We start from the raw sequence: 19,281 nt of genomic DNA on the forward strand, positions 1-19,281 counted from the left end.
TTTATCCTTCCTTTAGAAGTACTCTTTTGCAAGTTCTTTAAATTTCGGCAGTGAATTTACAATGGTCTCATGCGATACGCAATATGCGATACGCACATATCCAGGACATGCAAAAGAACTTCCCGGAACGATCAGTATATTATATTTTTTCGCCGCCTGACAGAACGCCTTCTCATCTGCCATCGGTGATTTCACAAACAGATAAAAAGCTCCTTCCGGCTTAATGCATTCAAATCCAAGCTCTGACAAACCGTTGTAAAGTGTCTCTCTGTTTCTGTCATAGTAAGAAATATCTGTCTTTTCATTCAAACATTTTTTTACGACCTTCTGCTGCAAAGTCGGTGCGTTGACAAACCCTAAAATACGTGTTGCCACACTCGCTGCTGAAATCAAGTCTTCACTGTCTGCCACCTCATCCGGAATCACAAGATATCCAATTCGTTCGCCCGGCAGCGAAAGCGATTTGCTATAAGAATAACCGACGATTGTATTGTTATAGTATTTTGTCAGATATGGTACCTCCACACCATCATATGCCAGTTCACGATACGGTTCATCGGAAATCAGATAGATATCTGTTCCAAATTCTTTTTGTTTTGTTTCCATGATAGCAGCCAGCTTTTGAATCGTCTCCTCTGAATACACAACTCCGGTCGGATTATTCGGTGTATTTACGATAACCGCCTTCGTCTTTGCCGTAATCTTCTGCTCAAACTCATCAAGTTTCGGCTGGAAATTTTCTGTATTAGGAGAAACCTCGACAAGCACACCATCAAAATTTGCTGTGTAACTTCTGTATTCTCCAAAATATGGTGCAAACGCGATCACTTCGTCTCCCGGATTCAGCAAAATCTTCAACGCTACATTAAGTCCACCTGCCGCTCCAACTGTCATGACAATGTTATTTCCGGAAAATGCTGTCTCAAACCGCTCATTTAATGAATCTGCCACTGCCTGTCTCACATCTGCATAGCCTGCATTGCTGTTCGTATAGCCGTGAAGCGCCACCGGATCTTCTTCATTCAAAATCTCAATCATTGCCTGTTTTACAGCCTCCGGAGCCGGGACATTCGGGTTCCCAAGACTAAAATCAAACACATTCTCCGCTCCATAAATCTGTGCCAGACGATTCCCCTCCTCGAACATCGCACGGATTGCGGAGCTGTTTGCCACCATATTTTTCATCTTTTCTGCTATCATCGTATCGTTCTCCTTTATGATTCTGATTTTTTTGTAACAACGCCTTTTTCTACAAGGAATACCGGGCGGTAAGACAATTTCGCCTTGCGAAGTCCCTCAGCTCCTGTATCTTCCTCGCGGTTCACATATTTGTAATTCATACATTCATGCTCTACAAATTGCTGATTGATCATTGGATACGCTCCCTGCACATCCGCAAATGCCTTCTCAATATGAACCACAAACGTATCTTCACTGATCGGCTCTCCCATGGTAAATGCCACAATCTCTCCATTTACCCGAAGAAGTCCTCCTTTCAATTCCAGTTCTTCAAACAAACGCAGCGAATTGAGTGTCACGCACATCTCTGCATTCTTTTCCACATCTTCCTCACATCCGCTTTCATTTCTCCACTTCAACGCCATCTGGAAACATTCTTCTACATTCTCCTTTGTGATCGGCTCATAACACCAGTCATCAAATGTCGCCTTAAATTTGTTGATATGATTTCGTTTCGCATGAAGTTTTTTGCCGGACAATGTCGCAAGTTTTTCCGATTCATACACATAATCAGCAATATCTCTGTTGTACTCAATCTGGTACTGTCCCGGATACCACTCCTCCAGTTGTCTGAAGTTATCCTCCGTTACATTATATAACACAAATGGCGCCTCTTTTTTTGCACTATATTCCATCAAAAATTCAAGCACCCGTTTCACATCCTCCGCGGCTCCTACCGGATAGGCAAACGCCAGACCGTGATCCTCTGATTTGAATACAATCGTATGTTCTATCTCTGCAAATGTCACTTTATAGTGTCTTGACCATAAAAATACATTGACAAATGTTCTCTCACAGCTGCGGCTCGGATATTTCCGAAAATAGGACTCTATAAGTTCGCGGTCTTCTATTTCCGGTCGTTTAAACTGAATTTCTTCCATAAAATTACCCTTCTCCTTTGCTATTTTTTCATACTTTAAAAGTATACCATATTTTTCCCACTTTTTTAGTCGGACTTGAAAAAATTTACATTTCTTTTATATACTAAGAACGGAACTGCATTTTGTAAAGTGATTCATATACACCTTTTTTTGACATCAATTCTTCATGTGTTCCTTCTTCTTCAATTCCATTTTCTGTCAGCACAAGAATCCGCTTTGCATTGCGAATTGTTGACAGACGGTGTGCAATCACAAACGTCGTCCGGTCTTTTGCAAGTTCTTCTAACGACTTTTGTACTACCTGTTCACTCTCATTGTCAAGCGCCGATGTCGCCTCATCAAAAATAAGAATCGGTGGATTCTTCAAGAACACACGGGCAATCGAAAGTCTCTGTTTCTGCCCTCCTGACAATTTCACTCCGCGCTGTCCGATATCGGTATCATATCCTTCCGGAAAACTCATGATAAATTCATGTGCATTTGCCCGCTTTGCCGCGCGAATAACTTCCTCGTCTGTCGCATTTGGATTGCCATAGCGGATATTGTCCATGATCGTTCCTGCAAACAGATACACATCCTGCTGTACAATTCCGATATTGTTTCGCAAATCCGCCAATTTTATATGCCTGATATCCATTCCATCAATCTGAATGCTTCCCTCAGACACATCATAAAATCTCGGTATCAAACTGCAAAGCGTTGTCTTGCCGACTCCTGACGGTCCCACTAATGCCATATAATCTCCCGCATCTACTTTTAACTGAATATTATTTAATACTTTCTCTGCACTTTCTTCATAGTAGAAAGAAACGTTTTCAAATGTAATATCTCCCTTTAGATGATCTACAGCTATCGCATCCTTTTCATCTTTGATATCCGGTGCAATTGCCATAATTTCCTGAAATCGCTCAAATCCAGAATATCCATTTTGGAACATCTCTGTAAAGTTCATCAGTTTTTTTACAGGTTCTACGAAATTATTGATATACAGCAAAAATGTAACCAAATCTGTCACGATGATCGTACCCGATGTCAAAAAGCTTACTCCAGCCAAAAGCACTGCAACAGTCACAAGCGTTGTCAATGCACTTAATCCCGAATTATATCCTGCCATATACCGGTAGCTTACTTTTTTTGCATTCACAAAATTCTTATTTCCCTGATTGAATTTCTTCATCTCAATCTCTTCGTTTGCAAACGACTTTACCACACGGATACCGGAAAGACTGTCCTCAATCTGGCTGTTGATATCCGCGATTTTCTCGCGGTTGCGCTTAAATGCACGTTTCATCTTTCGATTATAGTACCATGCAAACAGAGCCATCACCGGCACGAACACAAACGCAACAATTGTAAGCGGTGCATTGATATTGATCAAAATCACAAATGCACCGACCAGTTTTATGATCGAGATGACCACGTCCTCCGGCCCATGATGCAAAAGCTCCGTAATATCAAATAAATCACTCGTAATACGCGACAATAATGCCCCAACCTTCTGATTGTCATAAAAAGCAAATGTCAGTTTCTGATAATGCCCAAAGATGTCACTGCGCATATCTGCTTCCATATAAGCCCCCATAATATGCCCATAATATGCAATAAAATAATTGCAGCCAAACTCGACGATAACGAGTCCGATCATCACCGCACCTAATACGAGAATTGTCTGCATCGCTTTATGGTGATTAAAATAAACCACCTCATTCGTGATATAGCGCACGATCAGCGGAATCACTAACGTGATAACTGCTCCCAAAATTGCAAAAAACATATCACTGTAAAACAAAACCCGATACGGTTTATAATATGAAAATAATTTTTTTAATTTTTCTCTCATCAGATGTTTCTCCTCCTTCTTCTCAAATATCATACTATAGGAAGAAAAAAAGTGCAATCCTGCTCGATATAAATGAATTCTACGAGGCAGAACAAAAATATCAATCAAAAAAATAGAAATCAGCTCTTCTTACATTCTTAAGCCAATTTCTATTTCTTTTTATAATCTATTCATTCATATTCGCCAGTTTCGCTGCCTGGTCTGCCGCAATCAGGCTATCTATGATCTCGTCCAGATCTCCATTCATAATATTATCAATCTTATACAACGTCAATTTGATACGGTGTTCTGTCACACGTCCCTGTGGGAAGTTGTATGTTCTGATCTTTTCAGAACGATCTCCTGTACCAATCTGGCTTCTTCTTGCTTCCGCCTCTGCTGACTGCTGTTTTTCCAACTCTAACTCATACAGCTTTGAACGAAGTAAACGGAACGCTTTTTCCTTGTTCTGTAACTGTGATTTTTCTGTCTGGCTGTAAATTACAATTCCTGTCGGGTAGTGAGTCAGACGAACCGCTGAGTCAGTTGTATTGACACACTGTCCACCATTTCCGGACGCACGCATAACATCGATACGGATATCTTTTTCATCAATGACAACATCCACTTCTTCCGCCTCCGGCATGACTGCCACAGTGATTGTAGAAGTGTGGATACGTCCGCCGGATTCTGTCTCCGGAACACGCTGCACACGATGTACACCACTTTCATATTTCATTCGTGAATATACACCTTGACCACTTACCATAAATACAACTTCTTTGAATCCTCCGATCCCATTTTCACTAAATGAAATCATCTCGGTCTTCCAATGCCTGCTCTCCGCATAATGCACATACATACGGTACACTTCTGCCGCAAACAATGCAGATTCATCTCCACCTGCACCCGCGCGGATCTCGACCATAATGTTCTTATCATCGTTCGGGTCTTTTGGAAGAAGTAAAATCTTCAATTCATGCTCCAGCTCTTCCACACGCTTTTTAGAAGAAGAAAGCTCCTCTTTTGCAAGCTCGCGCATCTCTTCGTCAGACTCCATCTCCAACATCTCTTCACTGTCTGTGATTGCCTGCTTCGCACTCTTATATTCATTGTATGCTTCTACAATCGGAGCAAGATCTGATTGCTCTTTCATCAATTTTCTGAAACGATTCTGATCGTTTGCCACATCCGGTTCCTGCAGTTCACTCATAAGCTCTTCAAAACGAATAAGCAAATCATCTAATTTATCAAACATGTCCATTCCTCCATATTCTCATCCGCCCGCATGGCGGGCAACATTTTCTTCTATACTATATACCTTTTTCTATGTGTTCACCTTCTGCAATATTGTACACGCCAAAGACAACCCGGTCAAGTCCTGCGAGGTCCTTTTTCACCATCACATCCTCAAATCCGGCTTTTTCCATCAGACATTTTACATCCTGCCCCTGATCATGTCCAATCTCAAAATACAACATTCCACCTTTTTTCAGATACATCGGACTTTGTTCTATCAATTTTCTATAAAAATAAAGTCCATCCTCTTTTCCGTCAAGAGCAAGAATCGGATCGTGGCATCTCACCTCTTCTTTTAATTCTTCAATCACCGCTGTTCTGATATATGGTGGATTTGACACAATCACATCATACTTATCCACAATATTTTCAAATAAATCGCTTTTTATCAACAGTGGTTCCACCTGATGTTTCTCGGCATTTTTTTTTGCTGTCTTCAGAGCTTCGTCTGAAATATCTGCTCCCACTCCCTGCGCGATCTTTCCTAATTTCATCAGACTGATCAGTATACAACCGGAACCGGTACACATATCCAGCACTTTCATCTGTGGCTGAACATAAGACAGCACACATTCCACCAACGTCTCCGTGTCTTGCCTTGGAACAAGGACATGTTCATTGACCGCAAATTCCAATCCCATAAATTCCTGAACACCTGTGATATGCTGAAGTGGAATATGCTGCGCCCTCTGCTCCAGATAGGCTTTATATAAAGAGCCCTGCTCATCCGTGATCTTCTCATCCGGCTTCAAAAAATATGCTGTTCTGTCAAGCCCTGTGACAAATTCAAGCAGATACCATGCATCAACAGAACACTCTTCAATCCCAGCTGCGTTTAATCGCTCCCGGCCATATTCATACGCTTCTTTCAATGTCATCTTACATCCGCTCCAAAATTTTCTCTCAGATATTCTTTCCAGTCAAATACTTCCTCCACTGCCTTGATTGCCACTTCGATCATATCGTCTTCCGGCTCTTTTGTCGTCAGATTCTGAAGCGCCAGTCCCGGTTTACTCAAAAGCTCTACGACTGGATTGTCGCTGTTTCCCGCCAAACGAATCATCTCATAAGAAATTCCTGCAATCAGTGGAATCAGCGCAATACGGAGCACAACTCTTAGCACCGGAGATTCTACGGTAATAAAAAAACATACAATGATGCTGACAAACAACACAAAAAACAGAAAGCTTGTTCCACAACGTTTGTGCTGCTTCGAACTTTTTCTTACATTCTCCACATTCAACTCTAATCCGTGCTCAATGCAATTGATACATTTATGCTCTGCACCGTGGTACATAAAAACCCTCTGTATATCCTTCATCCGAGAAATGAGCAAGATATAGCCGATAAAAATAGCAATTCTGATCAAACCTTCTATGACAGACTTTATAAATCTGGAGGAAATAACTTTGTCAAACAAACCGGAAATAAAATATGGCAGCACCATAAATATTCCCATCGCCAGCACAATCGAAACTGCCACGGTAATTCCCATAAGCACATTTTCCTTTTTCTCCTGTTTCTTTGCTTCTTCCTCCGTCAAGACACGTGACGTCTCCTCCTCTTCATAAAAGCTGGCTGAATAAGTAAGCGTCTTCATACCTAATACCATGGAATCTATAAAATTAAAAATTCCTCTGATAAACGGAATCTTAGTGAGCTTTTCCCACTTTATAAAACTCCTATATTCGTCTTTTTTGACTTCAATCTCTTTGTCAGGCTTTCGCACTGCAACCGCATAGTCCTTGCCGTTTTTCATCATAATTCCTTCGAGTACAGCCTGACCGCCTATGTTTGATGATTTCATAGTTCCTGCCTTTCCATAAAGAAACAAAAGGGTTGAGATGCATTGACCTCAACCCGTTCATTTGGATTCTCTTATTCCTGAATTCCGTATTTTTTGTTAAACTTATCAACACGACCACGAGCCTGAGCAGCTTTTTGTTGTCCTGTGTAGAATGGATGACATTTTGAACAAATTTCTACGTGGATATCTTCTTTTGTAGATCCTGTTACAAATGTGTTCCCACAGTTACATGTTACTGTTGCTTGATGGTATTCTGGATGTATTCCTTCTCTCATGATTTTCACCTCTTTAATAATTTTATTTGTGCGTAGGCCATCGTCTGTCAAGTACATCTCAAACGATGCCCGCGATGATTTCTACTTTCTAAACAGCTTTGTCATTGTACCACAGATGCCAGTTCTTTGCAAGTTTTTCTATAAATTTTTTATAAAAACTTCGTCTTTTTTACCATTTGAACAAATTCTTCGTTGTTCTTTGTACGTGCAAACATGTTCAAAATGTTGTCTACTGCCTCATCCGGCTTCATTCCATTCAACGCTTTTCGCATTGTATAAACCGCCTCCTGCTCCTCCGAAGACAGCAGAAGATCCTCACGTCTTGTCCCTGATTTTGGAATATCAATCGCAGGGAATACTCGTTTTTCCTGTAATTTACGATCTAATACAAGTTCCATGTTACCGGTTCCTTTAAATTCTTCATAGATGACATCATCCATCTTACTTCCGGTATCTACAAGCGCTGTGGCAAGAATGGTAAGGCTTCCGCCTTCTCTCATATTTCTCGCCGCACCAAAGATTCGTTTTGGCATATGAAGCGCAGCCGGATCAAGACCTCCCGACAATGTTCTTCCACTCGGTGGAACAGTAAGGTTATATGCCCTTGCAAGTCTTGTAATACTGTCTAACAGAATCATGACATCTTTTTTATGCTCTACCAGGCGTTTTGCACGCTCGATCACCATCTCTGATACACGTCTGTGATGTTCCGGCAGCTCGTCAAATGTAGAATAGATCACTTCTACATTCTCTCCTGTGATTGCTTCTTTTATGTCTGTTACTTCTTCCGGACGCTCATCAATCAGAAGAATCAGCAAATGCATCTCCGGATTATTTTTCAAAACAGACTGTGCCACCTGCTTTAACAGCGTTGTCTTACCCGCTTTCGGCGGAGACACGATCATACCACGTTGTCCTTTTCCTATTGGCGACAACAGGTCTACAATCCTCATCGCCGTACTGCTCTGTCCGTTCTCAAGACGCAGTCTTTCATTCGGGAAAATCGGTGTCATATCTTCAAAATTCGCTCTTTTTGTCGCCTCACTCGGAGAAACTCCATTAATCTTTGTAAGATACAAAAGGGCGCTGAATTTTTCTGCCTGTGTCTTAATCCTTGTATTTCCGGAGATAATATCTCCAGTCTTCAAGCCAAATCTGCGGATTTGAGACGGGGAAACATACACATCATTCTCTCCCGGAAGATAATTATCGCTTCGAATAAATCCATATCCATCCGGGAGTACCTCTATAATTCCGTGCGCCACCATGCCGCTGTCAAGCTGCTCAATATCTGCCACACCGGCTTTTTCATTCTTAATCTCCTCTTTTACTTCTTTTGCTTTATCTTTTTCGTCCTGTTCCAGCATCAGTTCTATCAGCTCTGATTTCTTCATAGTGCTGACACCTTTTAATTTTCTTGCTTTCGCAATATCTCTTAATGCTGCTAGTGACAGAGATTCATACTTTTCTCTCATACTTACATCCTTTCTCTATTCAAATACCATACTGTGGGATTTCACTGTCTGAATTGACTACATTGAATTTTCTGATTCCTATTATACACTACTTTTCTCAGAAGATAAAGTATTTTTTTCATCTCAGTTGATTTGAGTTCCGCACAATGGTATGATAATGTACGAAACAAAAACTAAAATGTAATAAAAGGGTGTGGAAAAATGACAACAAACGAAAAAGCCTTACAAATGCACGAACAGTGGAACGGTAAACTAGAGACAACCGCCAAGGCGCATGTAAACTCCAGAGAAGATCTTGCAATCGCATATACACCTGGCGTTGCCGAGCCATGTAAAGTCATCGCAAAAGAACAAGAGGCAGTCTATAAATATACTATGAAAGCTAATACTGTAGCCGTTATCTCTGACGGAAGTGCAGTTCTCGGTCTCGGAAATATCGGGGCATATGCAGCGCTTCCTGTCATGGAAGGAAAAGCAGTTCTTTTCAAAGAGTTCGGTCAGATCAATGCAGTTCCAATCTGTCTTGACACACAGGATACAGAAGAGATCATCAAAACTATCGTAAATATTGCCCCGGCATTTGGAGGAATCAATTTGGAAGATATTTCTGCTCCACGTTGTTTTGAAATTGAAGAACGATTAAAAGAATTGTTGGATATTCCGGTATTTCACGACGACCAGCACGGAACTGCCATTGTAGTGCTCGCCGGAATCATCAACGCATTAAAAGTGACAGGAAAGCAAAAAGACTCATGCAAAGTAATCGTAAACGGTGCCGGTTCCGCTGGAATTGCCATCACAAAACTACTTTTGACTTATGGCTTTTCTCACATTACTATGTGTGATATCAATGGAATTCTTTCCAAAAATTCGCCGAATTTAAACTACATGCAGAAATACATGACCGAAGTGACCAATTTGGAAGAAAAAGAAGGAACACTTGCCGATGCTCTCTGTGGCGCAGATATTTTCATCGGTGTCTCCGCGCCAAACATCGTGACGGAAGATATGGTTGCTTCCATGAATAAGGATGCCATCCTTTTTGCCATGGCAAATCCTGTCCCTGAGATCATGCCTGACCTTGCAAAAAAGGCTGGTGCAAAGGTTGTCGGAACAGGACGCTCTGATTTTCCAAATCAGGTAAACAATGTCGTTGCTTTTCCTGGAATCTTCCGCGGCGCTTTGGAAGGACGCGCCACACAGATTACAGAAGAGATGAAACTTGCGGCTGCCCATGCCATCGCCGGACTTGTAGCTGAGGAAGATTTAAGCGATACCAATATTCTTCCGGAAGCGTTTGATCCACGCGTTGCAGATGCAGTAAGCGCTGCAGTAAAGGCTTTGATCTAATGGAGCGCTGGGGTGACAAGCGATATTATTCGCTTGACTATTATGTCAAACAGACCTTTCACGAAAAGCTTTATAAAATTGCACTGGATGGAGGTATGACTTGCCCGAATCGGGATGGAACACTCGGAAACACCGGCTGTATTTTTTGCAGCGCCGGAGGATCCGGGGACTTTGCCGGTGATCGGAACGTCTCCATTAAAGAACAAATTTCAGACGGAAAAAGCCTTGTCCAGCGCAAACACACCGGCTCTTCCTATATTGCCTATTTTCAGGCATATACGAATACCTATGCCCCCGTCTCCTACTTGGAACAGATTTTTATGGAGGCACTTCAGGAACCGGATGTAAAAGTCCTGTCCATTGCAACAAGACCGGACTGCCTGTCGGACGATATTTTAGATTTGCTGAATCGTCTGAATCAGATCAAACCGGTCTGGATTGAGCTTGGACTACAGACAATACACGAAAAAAGCGCCGAGTTTATCCGACGAGGATATCCTCTTTCTATGTTTGAGCGGGCAGTCACTCAATTGCATCATATCGGAATTCCGGTCATCGTTCATACCATCTTGTGTCTCCCCAATGAGACTAAACAGATGATGCTTGATACGATTTCTTATCTCAACAGGCTTCCGATTCAAGGCATAAAATTACAACTGTTGCACATTTTAAAACATACAGACCTTGCCAAGTCCTATGAGCAGTCTCCATTTTGGCTTCCTTCTTTGGAGGAATATCTGGAATTACTTGGGGTTCTGATCTCCCACCTTCGTCCGGATATTGTAGTCCACCGACTCACAGGAGACGGTCCAAAGAATTTACTGATCGCGCCCAAATGGACTGCGAACAAGCGTCTTGTGCTGAACAGTATTCAAAAATATTTTAAGGATACTGATATTTGGCAGGGGAAAGATTATCTTTCTCATGCTTAGAAAGGAGCAGTTATGTCAGAACCATTTACACTTTATAAATTGATTGTTTTATATATGTTGGAAAAATTGGATTTTCCGCTTACCAACGGACAAATTTCGGAATTTATTCTTGATAAGGGTTACACTACCTACTTCACCTTACAGCAGGCTCTCTCCGAGATGGTAGAATCCAATCTGATCCGCGAAGAATTTGTTCACAATCGCACACTTTATCATCTCACAGAGGAGGGACTTGAGACCATACAATATTTCAAGACAAACATCTCTTCCGCCATCCGTGAAGATGTCGATGCCTTTATCGAAGAAAAACGATATGAACTCAAAGATGAAGTATCTGTCAAAGCAGACTATTATAAAAATATGAGCCATGAATTTTCTGTAAGATGCCAGATTATTGAAAACGCTTCACCGCTCATTGATTTGACTCTCACTGTCCCTACTGAAGAAGAAGCGATTGCTGTCACTAATAACTGGAATAAAAATCATCAGGAAGTCTATGCGCTCATTATGCAGCATCTTTTATAAAATATTACACATTAAGAATGTGCCCATGCACATTCTTTTTTTATTTTTCTCTTGACAAATAAAACTTTTAAGAATATTATTGTATTAACTCAATAATACGTTAGTACAAGAGGAGGATTCTTATGAATGCTGTATTGAAAACATCACAATTAACGAAAACATATAGTAGCAAGCAGGTTGTAAAAGAATTGTCTATGACCATTCAGCAAGGAGATATTTACGGCTTTATCGGGAAAAATGGCGCCGGAAAAACAACTTTGATCCGTATGATCGCCGGACTTGCCACTCCATCTTCCGGTTCCATTGAATTATTTGGAAGCAGTGACCTTGTAAAAGAACGTGCAAAGATCGGCACGGTAATTGAGTCTCCGGCACTCTTCCCAAATATGACTGCCCGTGAAAATCTCATCATACAGTGCCGCATCGCAAATGTAAAAGATCTGCGTGTAGTGGACGAGACACTGGAACTTGTAGGACTTTCCAATACCGGAAAGAAAAAGGCAAAGAATTTTTCTCTTGGTATGCGCCAAAGACTTGCCATTGCAATTGCACTGATCGGAGATCCTGAATTTCTGATTCTGGATGAGCCGACCAACGGGCTGGATCCAGAAGGGATCAAAGAGATTCGTGACCTAATCTTACATCTGAATCAGAAAAAGCATATTACGGTATTGATTTCCAGCCATATCCTAAGCGAGCTATCCAAATTTGCCACCCGCTATGGCATTATACATAATGGCTCTCTTATCGAGGAATTTACAGAAGAAGAACTATGGAAACGTTGTATTTCTGAAAATGGTCAGGAATTTGGACTGGAAGAATATTTCTTAAAAGTGATTGGAGGAAAATAATTATGAAGAGTTTGATAAGAAGTGATTTTTACAAATTAAGAAAAGCGAAATCTTTCTGGGTATGCATGATTCTCGCTGTCGCACTCGCTGTATTCAGTGTATTGATCATGGATTTTTCTGTAAAACTGATGGATAAAGTACCGCAGCAGGCAGCTCAGGAAGAGGCAGCACTGGAAGAAAGCGGATTGAATATATCTACCGACGGTATCCCGATGAGCTCTGCGGATCTAAATGCTTCCAACATGCTCCTCATGCAGTTTGCCGGAACAACAACCATTTTGATCTCCATCTTTGTGTCACTGTTTGTCGGTGGAGAATTTTCACACGGAACGATCAAAAATCTTGCTTCCAAAAATCATACCCGCACCCAGATTTATCTTTCCAAGATAATCGTTTCTGTCATCGCCGCAATCGTCATGACTCTCCTTTACGCCGTTGTAGCTACAGGTCTTGGCACAGCTCTCTGGGGCTTTGGCAAAGTTGACAGTTCGTTTGTCGCTAACGCTTGCAAAGGTATCGGGATTGAATTTCTTTTGGTAAGCGCATTCACTGCCGTGTTTGTCATGTTCAGCATGTTGATCCGTCAAAGTGGAGGTGCGATTGCCGCCAATATCTTCTTTTTGGAATTTATCTCTCTCATCGTCATGTTCGGAGAGATGATCATTAACAAGATTTTCGATACGTCTATCACGCTCTCGAATTATCTGATTGACACAAACATGACACAGATTGCCACTTCCGATATTACCGGAAAACTGGCCGCAAGAAGTATCTGCGTAGCTTTCGGATTTTTTATCGTTGCCACAGCGATTGGACTGATTTCTTTCCGAAAACGAGATATCAAATAACAAAACAGGAACAGAAGGCTTTGAAAACCTCCTGTTCCTGTTTTTATGAATCCTGTCTGCGGCTCTTAAGTCTGTCCAAACGTTCTTTCATATTCTTTTCATATCCAATCTCTGTCGGGAAATAGAACTTCGCATCTTTAATCTCATCCGGCAGATACTGCTGCTCCACATAGTGCTCCGGATAATCATGTGCATATTTATACCCTATCCCGTGTCCCAATTTTGCGGCTCCTTTGTAATGCGAATCCTGAAGATGAGCCGGGACAGTTGTCTTATAATTTCTCACATTTTCAAGTGCGGCATCCACCGCAAGATATGCCGCATTGCTCTTTGGTGCCGATGCGATGTAGGTGACTGCCTGCGCAAGTACAATACGCGCTTCCGGCATACCAAGCCTCTCTACTGCCTGTGCCGCCGAAACTGCTACCGTCAATGCATTCGGGTCTGCATTCCCCACATCTTCCGACGCAGAAATCATAATTCGTCGGGCAATGAATTTGATATCTTCCCCCGCATAGAGCATTTTTGCAAGATAGTATACCGCCGCATCCGGATCAGACCCACGCAGACTTTTGATAAAAGCAGAAATAGTATCGTAGTGGTTATCTCCAGTCTTATCATATCGAACAACTCTCTTCTGAATACATTCCTGAGCCACGTCTAACGTAATATGAATCTTTCCATCTTCTTTGCTTCTCTCTGTCGTCAAAATGCCAAGCTCTATTGCATTCAACGCATTTCTTGCATCTCCCCCTGCAATGTCAGCCAAAAACTCCAACGCATCGTCATCGATATCAGCTCTGTAACTTCCCATACCTTTTATTTCGTCATATACAGCTCTTTTTAAAAGCACTTTGATATCTTCCTTCGTCAGCGCCCTCAATTCAAAGACGCTGGATCTGGAAATCAACGCACTATTCACTTCAAAATACGGATTTTCTGTCGTCGCACCAATTAAAATAAGCGTTCCATCTTCTACAAACGGCAATAGATAGTCCTGCTGTCCTTTGTTAAATCGATGGATCTCGTCGACAAACAGAATGGTCTTCTGTCCATACATGCCAAGATTGTCTTTCGCCTTACGGACAACCTCCTCCATATCTTTTTTCCCTGCAACTGTTGCATTGATCTGTGTAAATTGTGCACTCGTTGTGTTCGCAATAACCTTTGCGAGTGTCGTCTTTCCTGTTCCAGGAGGTCCATAAAAAATAATCGAACTCAGCTTGTCCGCTTTGATCGCCCGATATAAAAGCTTATCCTGCCCGATGATATGCTGCTGTCCAACCACTTCTTCCAGCGTTTTCGGGCGCATTCTGGAAGCAAGCGGAGACTCTTTTTGCGCTGCATTTTCACGCATATAATCAAATAAATCCATTTTCTCAACTCCTCTATTCTACTCCCGCAAGCGTCCGAATCACTTCTCCCGCAATGAGAAGTCCCGCAACCGGCGGCACAAATGAAATACTTCCCGGCAGTGCCCGCCGTTTGCCCATATTTTCTCCGGTTGATTTTCCAGATGTATCCACCGGTTTTTCTTTCGAGTACAACACCTTCAAATGTTTGATCCCTCTTTCTTTGAGCTCTTTTCGCATCACCTTGCACAGAGGGCATACTGATGTCTTTGAAATATCAGTAATCTCAAACAGCTCCGGATGCAGTTTATTTCCTGTTCCCATACAGCTGATGATCGGGATATCCTGCTGCTTTGCATATTCCACAAGCGCCAGTTTTGCGGTAACTGTGTCAATCGCATCTATAATGTAATCCACTTTCCGATCAAAAATCTCATGCAGATTTTCCGGCAGTATAAATTTTTCATGTGTGATGACCTCAATTTCAGATGAAATGTCCCATATACGATCTTTCATCAATTTTGTCTTATACTGCCCTATTGTACTGTGATACGCGATAGACTGGCGGTTAATGTTGGTCAGTGTCACTTTATCATTGTCCACTAAGATCAGTCTCCCAACTCCGCTTCTCGCCAGCGCCTCAATGCAGTGCGATCCGACTCCTCCCACTCCAAGCACCATAACAGTTGCATCTTTCAGTCTTTGTAAGCCCTCTTTTTCGACAAGTAATTCTGTTCTGGAATATTCATGTATCATAAACTAAAATCCTCTTTTCTAATCTAATAGTAGTTCGTCGGCAGTGACAAATTCAAATCCTTCTTTTTGCAGGATATCGATAATACGAAGCGCTGCCTGAACCGAACTTTGATAGCAGTCATGCAATAAGATAATATCATTTTCTTTCGCCTCCGTCACTACCTTATTCACAATTTCATCTACATTTTCGGTTGTCCAATCAAGCGGATCAATCGACCACATCACAGGAAGTACATTCATCTCCTGCTCCAGTTTTTTCTTCCACGCCCCAAACGGCGGACGTACATATTCGATTTCCTTTCCGAGCATCTCTTTCAGTACAGTATTGGTCTTTTCAATTTCTTCTCTCGCCTTTTTGTCCCCTATTTTCGTGATTTCCACATGATTATAGGTATGATTTCCTACCAGATGTCCCTCATTACTTTCTCGTTTTACAATATCCGGATAGGAGACAGCGCTTTTTCCGATCACAAAGAATGTCGCCTTTACCCCTCGGTCTTTCAGTCCGTCCAAAAGCTCTTCTGTATAGACACTCGGTCCATCATCAAATGTGATTGCAATTTTCGGTTTCTCACTCACTTCCACTGCCGCATCTACAGGCTTTGTCTTGTTCCAATACCCTGCTATTCCCAGCAGACATACTGCGTATAGCATGGAAAATGCAAATGCTGCTTTTTTATACCGCATCATTTTTCTGATTCCTTTTGTTTCCTCAACACTATGTATATGTTTGACAGAGCATATATATTTTCAAAAAAAGAAGAAGGAGTTTCCCTTCTAAAACTTTCCTTCTTACTTTTTACGTTTCTTTTTCTTTTTTACACTGTAGCCAAAAGTTCCTATTGTTTTTCCTAACCCGAGATATTCTCCATGTGAGTATGCCAAAAGTCCAGTTTCATTCAGACAGAACTTTCCTGTCTCATTCATATACTCTTCGCTTACCTGAACCGCCATGACTTTGGCGATAAACATATGATGGCTTCCGAGTTCTTTGATCTCTTCCACCTTACATTCTATATTTACCGGACACTCCTCGATAATCGGCGCATACTGAAGTTCTTTTGCCTTTCCCCTCGTCAAGTGCATCTCTTTCCATTTATCCACATCTCTGCCGGAACGCACGCCACAGTAATCCGTCGCTTTTGCCAATTCCTCTGTAGTAAGATTGACAACAAACTCTCCGGATTCTTTGATCATGGAATACGAATAACGTTCCGGGCGCACTGATATATATAGCATTGCCGGATTCGTACAGATTGTTCCTGTCCAGGCAATCGTCAGGATATTCGTCTGCCCTTCCGCATTTCCGGCACTCACCATGACTGCCGGAAGCGGGTAAATCATATTCCCCGGCTTCCAACTCTGTTTTCCCATCTGTATCCTCCTACTGCTGCAGCGAGATTACAAAAGCTGGTATCAATTGTTTTTTACGAGACACAACACCTTTTAACATAATCTCTTCTATATCATCAGACAGATCAAACGCCTCCAGCACCTGCTCTCTTGCGCCGTTTCCACAGCACAACAGCTCTGTTGATTCCTGAATAATATTAGTCAGCATGAAAAACACCATATCTACCTGCTGTGCCTGTCTTGCCTTTTCCATATACGGCAAAAGCTTTGATTTAATCTCCTGTAATTCATCACGGCTCATCGAATTAATCTGTCCTACTCCGAATGTAACATCGCCGACTGTAAATTTCTTAAAGTCCTGAAAGCAGATTTCCTCTGCCGTCTTTCCTTTCAGATTACTTCCTGCCTGGAACATATCCTGTGCCAGTTCCTCAATATTGATCTTCGCAAGTTCTGCCAGCTCTTCTGCCGCTATACGGTCGATTCCTGTACAGGTCGGTGAGCGAAACATCAATGTATCTGAAATAATTGCAGAACACAACAGACCAGCAATCGTCTCATTGATCTTAATCTGGTTTTCCCTATACATCTGGTAAACGATAGTCGCCGTACATCCCACCGGCTGATTTCTAAAATAAACCGGTCCGACAGTCTCAAGGCTTCCCAATCTGTGGTGATCAATAATCTCCAAAATCTCTGCCTCTTCAATTCCGTCTACTGCCTGCGACTTCTCGTTGTGGTCAACTAAAATGACCCTCTTTTTACTTGCCTCCAACAGACGACGTCTGGAAATCAGACCATATACATCTCCTTTTCTGTCTATGACAGGAAAATCCCGATATCTCTTTTTCGCCATCTCTTCTTTTACCATCTCCACATAATCTAATGTGTTAAACGATGTCAGATTTTCTGTGCTCATAAAATATTTTACAGGAATACTTTGGTTGATCAGCCTTGCCACTGTGAAGGTATCATGTGGCGTTGTGATCACAACGATACTTCTCTCCTCTGCCAGTTTCTTAATTGTCTTTGACACCTGTGCCCCCTGGCATACAATAAGACAGCTTGCATCCATCTCAATTGCACAGAGCTGTGATTCATATCGGTTTCCTAAGATAACCAGATCGTCTTTTTCAATAAAGCTCTCCATCATATCCGGACTGGAGGCAGCAATTACTACCTTCCCTTTTACAAAATATGCATGCGGATTGCCAATCACAATCTCACCGTCGAGCGTATTGATAATATTCTGATACTGTGTTCTTGCTGTCGCAAGAATCTTACTGTCATATACATCCATATAGGAAGTCGCGATATCCCCTGTTGTGATCACGCCTTCCAACTTATGATCTCTTGCCACGGGCAATGTATGCACATTTTCTTCTTTCATCATCGCCCAAGCCTCTTTGATCGAGGTGCTGCTCTTAATTCCTTCAATTCTCTTGATATCCATATCTTTTACTTGAAGGTGTACATTTGCAAGCAATCTTGGAGCCTCTACGCCAAAATGCCTCAACACAAACTGTGTCTCTTCATTGATCTGCCCGGCTCTTCTTGCCGTGTACTCATTGTTTGAAATCTGATTTTTCAAATTCGCATAGGCAATCGCAGAACAGATAGAATCGGTATCCGGATTTTTATGTCCTACTACATATACTCTCTTTGATTTCTTATTTTCCATTTACTTCACTTCCTTTTGCTCTTTTAGGTTGCCATTTTTTTTTGCATTTGTCAAATAATTTCTGACATTTCTTGTTCTTCTTTCTAAAAATATGTTATACTAAGAACAGTATAAAATAAAAACGAAGAGGTGTGACAAATGAGTGAAGAACAATTACAGACAGAAACAATGGCAGATTACGAGGAACATTTTGACGATGCAAATCCATGGAACCGTGTAACAGAATACATGGAACAGGGAACTGTCCTTCCGGTAAAAGTAGAAGGAATTGTAAACGGTGGTGCAATCGCCATGGTAGAAGGTCTTCGTGGATTTATTCCTGCCTCTAAATTATCTTTATCATATATCGAAGATTTGGAAGACTACTTATTAAAAGATATTGAGGTTCAGGTAATTGATGTCGATCAGGCGAACAACCGTCTTGTTTTATCTGCACGGGAACTTCTGAAAGAAAAAGAGCGTAAAGAAAAAGAAAAATTACTTGCATCTGTCGAGGTTGGCTCTGTTTTGACCGGAACCGTAGAGACGCTCCAGACATACGGCGCTTTCATCCGTCTGGAAAATGGATTATCCGGACTTGTGCATGTTTCTCAGATCTGTGAAAAACGTATCAAGACGCCTGCTGACGTTCTAAAGACAGGTGAGGAAGTCAATGTCAAAGTAATCGGCATCAAAGATGGAAAGATCAGCTTGAGCATCAAAGCGCTTATCGAGCCGGAAGAAGAAGTCGTAGAAGAAGTAGAGATTCCAAAATCCGAAGAGATTGGTACAAGTCTCGGCGACTTATTCAAAAATATTCAACTATAGTAAAAAAATACTGCCACAGTTGTGAGCTCTC

At 41.7% G+C, this 19,281-nt stretch carries 19 protein-coding genes; 6 read left to right on the plus strand and 13 right to left on the minus strand.

What is annotated here, in order from left to right; translation table 11 throughout:
• Window positions 1–12: 12 nt before the first annotated feature.
• The 8 genes from BQ5364_RS12730 to rho form a co-directional block, all read right to left on the minus strand.
• Complete coding sequence (locus BQ5364_RS12730; protein ID WP_071144414.1) at window positions 13–1,200, minus strand: pyridoxal phosphate-dependent aminotransferase; 1,188 nt, start codon at window positions 1,198–1,200, stop codon at window positions 13–15.
• A gap of 14 nt (window positions 1,201–1,214) precedes the next feature.
• Window positions 1,215–2,120 carry a DUF2156 domain-containing protein gene (locus BQ5364_RS12735; protein WP_004611048.1) on the minus strand — a complete coding sequence of 302 codons (906 nt, stop codon included), beginning with the start codon at window positions 2,118–2,120 and terminating at the stop codon, window positions 1,215–1,217.
• A 103-nt stretch (window positions 2,121–2,223) separates the two neighbouring features.
• Window positions 2,224–3,960: an ABC transporter ATP-binding protein gene (locus tag BQ5364_RS12740; protein WP_071144415.1), complete on the minus strand. Its 1,737-nt coding sequence runs from the start codon at window positions 3,958–3,960 to the stop codon at window positions 2,224–2,226.
• A gap of 166 nt (window positions 3,961–4,126) precedes the next feature.
• Window positions 4,127–5,197 (minus strand): peptide chain release factor 1, encoded by a 1,071-nt coding sequence (gene prfA / locus BQ5364_RS12745; RefSeq protein WP_044986492.1) that lies wholly within the window; start codon window positions 5,195–5,197, stop codon window positions 4,127–4,129.
• Window positions 5,198–5,252: 55 nt separating this feature from the next.
• Window positions 5,253–6,116, minus strand: coding sequence for a peptide chain release factor N(5)-glutamine methyltransferase (gene prmC, locus BQ5364_RS12750; RefSeq protein WP_004611051.1), 864 nt, complete (start codon window positions 6,114–6,116; stop codon window positions 5,253–5,255).
• On the minus strand, window positions 6,113–7,045 hold the full coding sequence (locus BQ5364_RS12755) for a DUF1385 domain-containing protein (RefSeq protein WP_004611052.1): 933 nt from the start codon (window positions 7,043–7,045) through the stop codon (window positions 6,113–6,115). The genes prmC and BQ5364_RS12755 overlap by 4 nt, the downstream gene beginning before the upstream one ends.
• Window positions 7,046–7,116: 71 nt before the next feature.
• Window positions 7,117–7,320 (minus strand): 50S ribosomal protein L31, encoded by a 204-nt coding sequence (rpmE, locus tag BQ5364_RS12760; protein ID WP_022251186.1) that lies wholly within the window; start codon window positions 7,318–7,320, stop codon window positions 7,117–7,119.
• A 149-nt stretch (window positions 7,321–7,469) separates the two neighbouring features.
• Window positions 7,470–8,795: a transcription termination factor Rho gene (rho, locus tag BQ5364_RS12765; RefSeq protein ID WP_004611054.1), complete on the minus strand. Its 1,326-nt coding sequence runs from the start codon at window positions 8,793–8,795 to the stop codon at window positions 7,470–7,472.
• 201 nt (window positions 8,796–8,996) lie between these two features.
• On the opposite strand from rho, the gene BQ5364_RS12770 reads away from it, so the two are divergent.
• The 5 genes from BQ5364_RS12770 to BQ5364_RS12790 all read left to right on the plus strand — a co-directional run bounded on the left by BQ5364_RS12770 (window position 8,997) and on the right by BQ5364_RS12790 (window position 13,301).
• Window positions 8,997–10,145 (plus strand): NAD(P)-dependent malic enzyme, encoded by a 1,149-nt coding sequence (locus tag BQ5364_RS12770; RefSeq protein ID WP_004611055.1) that lies wholly within the window; start codon window positions 8,997–8,999, stop codon window positions 10,143–10,145.
• Window positions 10,145–11,077, plus strand: a complete 933-nt coding sequence (locus BQ5364_RS12775) for a tRNA modification radical SAM protein MnmL/YtqA (RefSeq protein ID WP_004611056.1) — start codon at window positions 10,145–10,147, stop codon at window positions 11,075–11,077. The genes BQ5364_RS12770 and BQ5364_RS12775 overlap by 1 nt, the downstream gene beginning before the upstream one ends.
• A 12-nt stretch (window positions 11,078–11,089) precedes the next feature.
• Complete coding sequence (locus BQ5364_RS12780; protein ID WP_004611057.1) at window positions 11,090–11,602, plus strand: DUF4364 family protein; 513 nt, start codon at window positions 11,090–11,092, stop codon at window positions 11,600–11,602.
• A 122-nt stretch (window positions 11,603–11,724) separates the two neighbouring features.
• The gene (locus tag BQ5364_RS12785; RefSeq protein WP_071144416.1) at window positions 11,725–12,453 is read left to right on the plus strand and encodes an ABC transporter ATP-binding protein; all 729 of its coding nucleotides are present in this window, start codon (window positions 11,725–11,727) and stop codon (window positions 12,451–12,453) included.
• Window positions 12,454–12,455: 2 nt separating this feature from the next.
• Window positions 12,456–13,301 (plus strand): DUF2705 family protein, encoded by an 846-nt coding sequence (locus BQ5364_RS12790; protein ID WP_004611059.1) that lies wholly within the window; start codon window positions 12,456–12,458, stop codon window positions 13,299–13,301.
• A gap of 43 nt (window positions 13,302–13,344) precedes the next feature.
• Here BQ5364_RS12790 and BQ5364_RS12795 read toward each other — a convergent pair whose 3' ends face one another.
• The 5 genes from BQ5364_RS12795 to BQ5364_RS12815 form a co-directional block, all read right to left on the minus strand.
• On the minus strand, window positions 13,345–14,676 hold the full coding sequence (locus BQ5364_RS12795; RefSeq protein WP_004611061.1) for a replication-associated recombination protein A: 1,332 nt from the start codon (window positions 14,674–14,676) through the stop codon (window positions 13,345–13,347).
• Between the two features lie 13 nt (window positions 14,677–14,689).
• Window positions 14,690–15,409 (minus strand): tRNA threonylcarbamoyladenosine dehydratase, encoded by a 720-nt coding sequence (locus tag BQ5364_RS12800; protein ID WP_004611062.1) that lies wholly within the window; start codon window positions 15,407–15,409, stop codon window positions 14,690–14,692.
• A gap of 18 nt (window positions 15,410–15,427) precedes the next feature.
• Complete coding sequence (locus BQ5364_RS12805; RefSeq protein ID WP_004611063.1) at window positions 15,428–16,099, minus strand: polysaccharide deacetylase family protein; 672 nt, start codon at window positions 16,097–16,099, stop codon at window positions 15,428–15,430.
• A gap of 102 nt (window positions 16,100–16,201) precedes the next feature.
• Complete coding sequence (locus BQ5364_RS12810) at window positions 16,202–16,783, minus strand: flavin reductase family protein (RefSeq protein WP_004611064.1); 582 nt, start codon at window positions 16,781–16,783, stop codon at window positions 16,202–16,204.
• Between the two features lie 10 nt (window positions 16,784–16,793).
• The gene (locus BQ5364_RS12815) at window positions 16,794–18,443 is read right to left on the minus strand and encodes a putative manganese-dependent inorganic diphosphatase (protein WP_022251192.1); all 1,650 of its coding nucleotides are present in this window, start codon (window positions 18,441–18,443) and stop codon (window positions 16,794–16,796) included.
• Window positions 18,444–18,581: 138 nt separating this feature from the next.
• Between BQ5364_RS12815 and BQ5364_RS12820 the strand changes: the two genes are divergently transcribed.
• Window positions 18,582–19,250 (plus strand): S1 RNA-binding domain-containing protein, encoded by a 669-nt coding sequence (locus tag BQ5364_RS12820; protein WP_004611066.1) that lies wholly within the window; start codon window positions 18,582–18,584, stop codon window positions 19,248–19,250.
• The last annotated feature ends 31 nt before the right edge of the window (window positions 19,251–19,281 follow it).

It is taken from the genome of Coprococcus phoceensis, assembly GCF_900104635.1.
GTDB lineage: Bacteria > Bacillota > Clostridia > Lachnospirales > Lachnospiraceae > Faecalimonas > Faecalimonas phoceensis.

Bases quoted from the DNA above. Each gene is read 5' to 3' on its own strand.
- BQ5364_RS12740 (WP_071144415.1), bottom strand. From the start codon at position 3,960: ATGAGAGAAAAATTAAAAAAATTATTTTCATATTATAAACCGTATCGG.
- BQ5364_RS12770 (WP_004611055.1), top strand. From the start codon at position 8,997: ATGACAACAAACGAAAAAGCCTTACAAATGCACGAACAGTGGAACGGT.
- BQ5364_RS12815 (WP_022251192.1), bottom strand. From the start codon at position 18,443: ATGGAAAATAAGAAATCAAAGAGAGTATATGTAGTAGGACATAAAAAT.
- BQ5364_RS12800 (WP_004611062.1), bottom strand. From the start codon at position 15,409: ATGATACATGAATATTCCAGAACAGAATTACTTGTCGAAAAAGAGGGC.
- prfA (WP_044986492.1), bottom strand. From the start codon at position 5,197: ATGTTTGATAAATTAGATGATTTGCTTATTCGTTTTGAAGAGCTTATG.
- BQ5364_RS12810 (WP_004611064.1), bottom strand. From the start codon at position 16,783: ATGGGAAAACAGAGTTGGAAGCCGGGGAATATGATTTACCCGCTTCCG.
- BQ5364_RS12775 (WP_004611056.1), top strand. From the start codon at position 10,145: ATGGAGCGCTGGGGTGACAAGCGATATTATTCGCTTGACTATTATGTC.
- BQ5364_RS12790 (WP_004611059.1), top strand. From the start codon at position 12,456: ATGAAGAGTTTGATAAGAAGTGATTTTTACAAATTAAGAAAAGCGAAA.
- BQ5364_RS12820 (WP_004611066.1), top strand. From the start codon at position 18,582: ATGAGTGAAGAACAATTACAGACAGAAACAATGGCAGATTACGAGGAA.
- prmC (WP_004611051.1), bottom strand. From the start codon at position 6,116: ATGACATTGAAAGAAGCGTATGAATATGGCCGGGAGCGATTAAACGCA.
- rho (WP_004611054.1), bottom strand. From the start codon at position 8,795: ATGAGAGAAAAGTATGAATCTCTGTCACTAGCAGCATTAAGAGATATT.
- BQ5364_RS12730 (WP_071144414.1), bottom strand. From the start codon at position 1,200: ATGATAGCAGAAAAGATGAAAAATATGGTGGCAAACAGCTCCGCAATC.
- BQ5364_RS12785 (WP_071144416.1), top strand. From the start codon at position 11,725: ATGAATGCTGTATTGAAAACATCACAATTAACGAAAACATATAGTAGC.
- BQ5364_RS12780 (WP_004611057.1), top strand. From the start codon at position 11,090: ATGTCAGAACCATTTACACTTTATAAATTGATTGTTTTATATATGTTG.
- BQ5364_RS12805 (WP_004611063.1), bottom strand. From the start codon at position 16,099: ATGATGCGGTATAAAAAAGCAGCATTTGCATTTTCCATGCTATACGCA.
- BQ5364_RS12755 (WP_004611052.1), bottom strand. From the start codon at position 7,045: ATGAAATCATCAAACATAGGCGGTCAGGCTGTACTCGAAGGAATTATG.
- rpmE (WP_022251186.1), bottom strand. From the start codon at position 7,320: ATGAGAGAAGGAATACATCCAGAATACCATCAAGCAACAGTAACATGT.
- BQ5364_RS12795 (WP_004611061.1), bottom strand. From the start codon at position 14,676: ATGGATTTATTTGATTATATGCGTGAAAATGCAGCGCAAAAAGAGTCT.
- BQ5364_RS12735 (WP_004611048.1), bottom strand. From the start codon at position 2,120: ATGGAAGAAATTCAGTTTAAACGACCGGAAATAGAAGACCGCGAACTT.